Source organism: Pseudomonas sp. P4_C3 (assembly GCF_056402075.1).
In genome coordinates this window covers 1-6,104 of sequence record NZ_JBFUIC010000255.1, presented here as the reverse complement: position 1 = coordinate 6,104, position 6,104 = coordinate 1, and the positions used below count along the sequence as shown (strand labels likewise).

Genomic DNA, 6,104 nt, shown 5'->3' with positions numbered 1-6,104 from the left:
CTACAGAACGTTGCGCAACAGCGTGCCGCAAGCGGCCCAGACACCGACACTCGGCAGGTTGATGATCGCAAAGACAGCCGCGATCACGATCACATTGGTGAAGTAACCCTGCATCGGTGTGTAGGTGCTGATGGCGCCAATGGCCATGATCCAGGCTTTGGGATTGACCCACTGGAACGCGGCGGCACCCAGATAGCTGATCGGTTTCGCCTCGCCCTGCTGACTCTCCGACATGGGCCCCGAATGGGCGATTTTCCACGCCAGATACAGCAAATACGCCGCCCCCGCATAACGCAGCACGGTGTAGAGCAAAGGGTAAGTCTGGAACACCGCGCCAAGGCCAAAACCGACCGCCACCACGAGTACAAAGAAGCCACAAGTGATGCCGAGCATGTGCGGAATCGTGCGGTTGAAGCCGAAGTTCACCCCGGATGCCAGCAACATGGTGTTGTTCGGGCCGGGTGTGATCGAGGTGACGAGGGCAAACAGGGCGAAGCCCAGCAGCAGGTCGAGAGAGAGCGTCATGGGTGGCAGTCCGTCAGGGGCGTTCAGGTGTTGACCCTATCGCACACCCTGGACAAAACCCATGGACAGTTACGCGAAACTTGGAGCAGTACAGTTTCGCCTCAGCTTGGACGACCGTGRAGCTGTACAGATCGCCCGGCGTTCATTTCACCCTGGTTGTCGAAGTTGAACGACTTTTGCGGCTGGCCGAGCAGTTCGGCTTTTTTCGCGTGGTATTCGTCGAAGGACAGTCCACGGCGGTTCAGCGCTTCCAGCGCCAGTTCCTTGCTTTCTTCAGCCGTGTAAGGGCGAAGCTCGGGGGAGACATGGCTGGCACATCCGGCGAGTACGGAGACGGCGAGCATCAGCATCGTAGCGATCATCGGTTTCATTTCTGGCGTCCTGGCGACTGGGTTCGAGGCAATGAACACAGGCTACCCGCGCCTCCCGGGCAGCAGAAATCAACGCTTTCAATAGTGGCTATCAAGAAATGGCGATCATTGTCGATGCGCTGGGAGAACGCGGGCCGGGGGCGCATTGGCTGGACCCGACTTGATGGCACTTGTATGGCGCTGCTGCTCGTCGGGCAATCGGTGAGGCGAAAGAGGCTGGCCTATATTTATTCGGTCGTACAACGGCACAGGCACTTTCCATTCACACTACAAGAACAGGGAGATCCATCATGAGCGTCAAACCCATTCCAGAGGGGTATCACAGCATCACCCCCTACCTGGGCATCAACAAAGCCGCCGAAGCCATCGCTTTCTACAAAAAAGCCTTCGGCGCCATTGAAGTCATGCGCCTGAACATGCCCGATGGCGGTGTCGGCCACGCCGAACTGCGCATCGGCGATTGCCCGATCATGYTRGGCACACCGTGCGATCAAGGGCCGCTGAGCAACCCGGACAATTCGCCGTCGGTGGGTCTGCATTTGTACGTGACGGATGTCGACAAGTCCTACAAACAGGCGATCGATGCCGGCGCAACCGTTGTATCGGAGGTCAAGGATCAGTTTTACGGCGACCGTTCAGGGACCTTGAAAGATCCCTACGGGCACCTGTGGTTCCTGGCCACGCACAAGGAAGACCTGACCCAGGAGCAGATCGAGCAACGGGCGAAGGAGATGTTTGCCCAGGGTTGAAATCCCTGGTGCTGGAGCGGGCCTCTTCGCGAGCAGGCTCGCTCCCACAGGGGCCCCGCCTTCAACAGCACCGCCGACTTGCTGATCACTTGCGCAAGCATGCCCGCCCCTGACCTGTCGGCAATGCGAAACATTTTCTTTCATTTCCCCTTTCGGGATTTCCCCTGCTCATCCGTCCTACCTAGATGCAGTCCTGTCGCGTAGGCAAAAACCACGACTGGACTTTCAGGGCGCTCATCCCTGCGAAGCCCGCAGCCGAGTAGCCTCTCATCCAGGCAAGACCTCCAACATGTCAAAGAAGTCCCGTTCAAAAATCTGGTTCCTGGTCCATAGCTGGCTGGCGCTGCCAATCTGGTTTTTCGTGCTGATCGTCTGTGTGACCGGAACCCTGGCCGTCATCAGCCAGGAAATCGTCTGGCTGGCCAACCCGCCAATGCGCGCCAGCCAGCCCTCGGACGATGCTCCGCTGCTCAGCTATCAGCAGGTCATCGAGGCCATCAACAGGGCCGAACCGCAGACCGTGGTGCAGAGCATCAGCCGCCCCGACGAATCGCACTTCGCCCTGGATGTCGAAGTCAGCTACCCCGACGGGCGCTCGGTGGTGATTTATGTCAATCCGTACAGCGGCGTGATCCAGGGTGTCGCGCCGCAATTCAACTTCCGCGCCTTCACCCGCGCCCTGCACGCTTGGTGGCTGGTGCCTTTTACCAATGGCTATAGCTGGGGCTGGTACCTGGTRTCGTTTCTCGGCTTGCCATTGCTGGCGTCTCTGGTCACCGGGCTGGTGGTCTACAAACGCTTCTRGAATGGTTTTTTCCGCCCGACCCTGCGCATTCGCCACGGCGCGCGGATTTTCTGGGGCGACTTTCATCGCTTGAGCGGCATCTGGTCGATCTGGTTCATCGCGGTGATTTCCATCACCGGCACCTGGTTCCTGATCCAGGCACTGCTGTCCGATAACCAGATTTCCATTTCCACGGAAAAGATTATCCCGGCGATGTCCCGCGAAGCGGTGCCGCTGTCAGCCGATGGCTCACCCCCGCCGCGTATCGACCTTGATCGTGCGATTGAAATCGCCACGCAGGAAATCTCCGGACTGGAGGCCAGTTTCGTCAGCCTGCCGGGCAATGCCTACAGCCATCTGGATGTCGGTGGACGCGGTTGGTATCCGTTGATGTTCCAGACCGCGACCCTCAACCCGTACAACGGCGAAGTCGCCGCCTCGCGCCTGATTTCCGACCGTTCGACCCTGGAGTTCGTCACCGAGTCCATGCGCCCGCTGCACACCGGTGATTTCGGCGGACTGTGGATCAAGCTGATCTGGGCGTTCTTCGGCCTGCTGCTGAGCATGATGGTGCTCAGCGGTTTGCTGATCTGGACCAAGCGCACGGCACTGGCCACGGCCAATGCCTTCAAGCGCAGCAACAAGAAACCGCGTGGTTCCACTGCGCAACCGGTCACGAACAATGAACCGTCGGAGATCAACCTGTGAGCAAAGTCACTGCGGCCTCACAACCCTCGCGCCTGAGCATGTTCTGGCACAAATGGCGCTTTCACCTGAATGTCCTGTTGCTGCTGATTCCCTTGGGCTTCATGCCCAAGTATTTCGCCGACGAGTCGCTGATGCGGGGCGACAGTGGCCTGGGCGAACGGGAAGTCGGCGAAGTCCAGGTCGGTCCCTGGAGCCTGCGCCTGGCGGAGTTGCGTAACGCCGCACCCATGCTCGATGACCCGGCCGGTTACATGAAGGGCTTCAACGCCGCGCTGTGCGAAGCCTGTATCGGACGGGTCAAGGCCACTTACCTGCGCATCGGCAAGCCCCGCAGTCTGCGCGCCGCCGGGGTGATTTTCTTCGGCACACCATACCGCATGGGCGCTTCACTGCCCGTCCCGGAAAAGACCACGGCCGACGCCGAACTGTGGATCACMATGGAAGGCTGGGACGGCGCCATGCATCAGGCATCCATTCCTTTGAGCCAGGCCTCCCCCGCCACCATCGCCTGGTTGAACAAACAAGGAGGCAAACCATGATCAACCCTCTTCGCTCGCTCAACGCCCTGTTGCTGTTGCTCTGCGCCGGTTTCAGCGCCAGCGCCCTGGCCCACAACCCGATATGCGAATGCAAGGCCATCGACGCGGAGCAGATCAAGTGCACCGGCGGTTTTTCCGACGGCAGCGGCGCTCCGGGCGTGACTCTCGATGTGATCGGCTATGACGAAACCATTCTGGTGCCGGGCAAGCTCGGGCCTGATTCGACCCTGACCTTCAAGAAGCCCGGCGCCGAGTTCTATGTGTTGTTTGACGCCGGCCCCGGTCACGTCGTGGAAATCGACCAAGCGGACATCGAGGCACCATGAGCACTCCAACGACCCAAGTCGTGCGCCCGGCCGGGGCCGGTCACGAAACCCTCTACGTTCTGCTGCTGTGCCTGATGATTTTGGCGGTGGCCGGCTCGGTGGTGCTCTGGCGTGGTGAACCCCATGAGGTGAGCAACGTCGGCAGCCATCAACTGGATGCGCGCCGTGACCTCAGTGCATCCGAACAAGGTATCTACGCCGATTTGCGGGTGACGCTGGACGAGATCCACCTGCTGCGCCAGGAACAGCAAACGTCGCCGACTCCCGAGGCTCTCGCCGAGGAAGGTTTTGCGCCATTTGCCCAGATTCGTTGAATTGATAAAGCGTCTTGGCGGGCGTCGCCGACTGCTGTTCGATAAGGCTGGTAGCGACTGACATCTCTCGCCCCCTCAATAAGGTTTTCCTGTTCTGGAAACGCATCAGCGCTTGAGGGATTTAGGCGGTAACACGGAAACCTCTGTAGGAGCGAGCTCTGCTCGCGATGGACTCAAGAACACCGCGTGCATTCAGAAAGCACGCGTTATCGTTATCGACCATCGCGAGCGAGCTCGCTCCTACAGTGGTATGTGGTGTTTTTCAGACGGGTTGCAGCGGCATCGTCAGCTCAACCCGCAAGCCGTCCGGCCGGCTATCGAAATGCAACGTGCAACCGCAACGCTGGACGATGGCCTGGACAATCGCCAGCCCCAGACCACAACCGGTGCTCTGGCCGTTGCGCCAGAAACGCTGGGTCAGGTGTTGCAGGTCTTCTTCGGCAATCCCCGGCCCATGGTCGCGCACCAAGAACTGCACACGATTGCCGGTGGTTTCCAGGCTCAACTCCACCGCTTTGTCGGCGGGGGTATGGCGCAGTGCGTTGTCGAGCAGGTTGCGCAGCGCGGCAATCGACAGCACGGCGGGCATTTGTACCGGCGCGGCGGAAACCTTGCCCGGTGCCTGAAACCTGATGCGCTGGCGATCGCCGCTTGCAGCGTCCTGGATCGCCAGTTTCGCCACTTGCTCGGCGTTGCATTGCACACCGTCGTCAAACGACAGACTGCCCTCGACGCGCGCCAGCAACAGCAATTGTTCGAGGGTCCGGTGCATGCGGTCGGCGCCCTCTTCGGCCCGGGCCAGGGACTGATCCCGGGCGCTGCCGTCAGTCATCCGCGCCACTTGCAGGTGAGTCTTGATCGCGGTCAGCGGGCTGCGCAGTTCGTGGGCCGCGTCTCCGGTCAGGCGACGTTCGCGCTCGATGGTCTTGCCGATGCGCTGGAGCAACTGGTTCTGGGTTTCCAGCAAGGGTTGCAGCTCGCTGGGTAGCGGCTGGATCTGCAAGGGTTCGAGGGAGTCGGCACTGCGGCGCATCAAGGCGTCGCGCATGCGGTTGAGCGGCGCCAGCCCCTGGCCGATGCCCAGCCAGAGCAAACACAGGCAACCGAGTAGCGCCACGCCCACCGGCACCGAAGCGGCCAGCAGGATCGACATGTTCAACGCCTCGCGCTCGATCTGCCGGTCGGCGGTGGTGATGCGCAGATCGCCCCGGGCCAAGGTGAAGCTGCGCCATGGCGCGCCGTCGATCATCTGATCGTGAAAACCGAGTTTCTCGGCCTCCAGGGCCTGCTGCGGATCGGTGTGACTACGGGCGAGGATTTCACCGCGCAATGAGCTGACCTGGCACGCCATGCCACCCGGAATGTTCAGTTGTTCGGCGCTGAAATGGGTGCCCTCACCCTTGCTCGGCACAGGCGGCAGTTGCTCCATCAGGCCGGCGACCATGCGTGCCGACGCCACCAGGCGCTGGTCGAGGGAAAACATCATTTGATTGCGCAGATCACTGAGCATCCAGGCCGCGGCCAGGGCCCAGATCAAGGCAAATGCGGCGCCGAGCGTCAGGCTCAGGCGCAAACGCAGACTCATCACTTTGATTCTTCTCCGCCATCAGCCGGCCCCAGGCGATAGCCCAGGCCGCGCACGGTCTCGACAATGCCGTTGCCGAGTTTACGCCGCAGGTGATGGATATGGACGTTGAGGGCGTTGCTTTCCAGTTCGTCGTTGAAGCCATAGACGCTGTCCTTGAGTTGCTCGGTGGACAGCACCCGCCCACGGTTGTGCAACAAGGC

At 60.8% G+C, this 6,104-nt stretch carries 7 protein-coding genes and 2 pseudogenes; 5 read left to right on the top strand and 4 right to left on the bottom strand.

Annotation, left to right across the window (positions count from 1 at the left end):
• Positions 1-525 (bottom strand): annotated as a pseudogene (locus AC1DVH_RS24860) (LysE family translocator); the annotation flags it as partial.
• A 101-nt stretch (positions 526-626) separates the two neighbouring features.
• Positions 627-896: a hypothetical protein gene (locus AC1DVH_RS24855; protein WP_477756046.1), complete on the bottom strand. Its 270-nt coding sequence runs from the start codon at positions 894-896 to the stop codon at positions 627-629.
• A 290-nt stretch (positions 897-1,186) separates the two neighbouring features.
• On the opposite strand from AC1DVH_RS24855, the gene AC1DVH_RS24850 reads away from it, so the two are divergent.
• The 5 genes and pseudogenes from AC1DVH_RS24850 to AC1DVH_RS24830 all read left to right on the top strand — a co-directional run.
• A complete protein-coding gene (locus AC1DVH_RS24850; RefSeq protein ID WP_477756045.1) occupies positions 1,187-1,645 on the top strand; it encodes a VOC family protein in 459 nt (152 codons plus the stop codon).
• A gap of 289 nt (positions 1,646-1,934) precedes the next feature.
• Complete coding sequence (locus AC1DVH_RS24845) at positions 1,935-3,137, top strand: PepSY-associated TM helix domain-containing protein (RefSeq protein WP_477756044.1); 1,203 nt, start codon at positions 1,935-1,937, stop codon at positions 3,135-3,137.
• Positions 3,134-3,676: a thiamine pyrophosphate-binding protein gene (locus tag AC1DVH_RS24840; protein WP_477756043.1), complete on the top strand. Its 543-nt coding sequence runs from the start codon at positions 3,134-3,136 to the stop codon at positions 3,674-3,676. Before AC1DVH_RS24845 ends, AC1DVH_RS24840 begins: the two co-directional genes overlap by 4 nt.
• Positions 3,673-4,002: a hypothetical protein gene (locus AC1DVH_RS24835; protein WP_477756042.1), complete on the top strand. Its 330-nt coding sequence runs from the start codon at positions 3,673-3,675 to the stop codon at positions 4,000-4,002. The genes AC1DVH_RS24840 and AC1DVH_RS24835 overlap by 4 nt, the downstream gene beginning before the upstream one ends.
• Positions 3,999-4,307 (top strand): annotated as a pseudogene (locus AC1DVH_RS24830) (DUF6162 family protein); the annotation flags it as partial. The gene AC1DVH_RS24835 and the pseudogene AC1DVH_RS24830, both read left to right, overlap by 4 nt.
• Positions 4,308-4,578: 271 nt before the next feature.
• On the opposite strand, the gene AC1DVH_RS24825 reads toward AC1DVH_RS24830, so the two are convergent.
• A complete protein-coding gene (locus tag AC1DVH_RS24825; RefSeq protein WP_477756041.1) occupies positions 4,579-5,904 on the bottom strand; it encodes an ATP-binding protein in 1,326 nt (441 codons plus the stop codon).
• Positions 5,901-6,104, bottom strand: a 204-nt coding sequence (locus AC1DVH_RS24820) for a winged helix-turn-helix domain-containing protein (RefSeq protein WP_477756040.1), incomplete at its 5' end; no start/stop codon positions are given. The genes AC1DVH_RS24825 and AC1DVH_RS24820, both read right to left, overlap by 4 nt.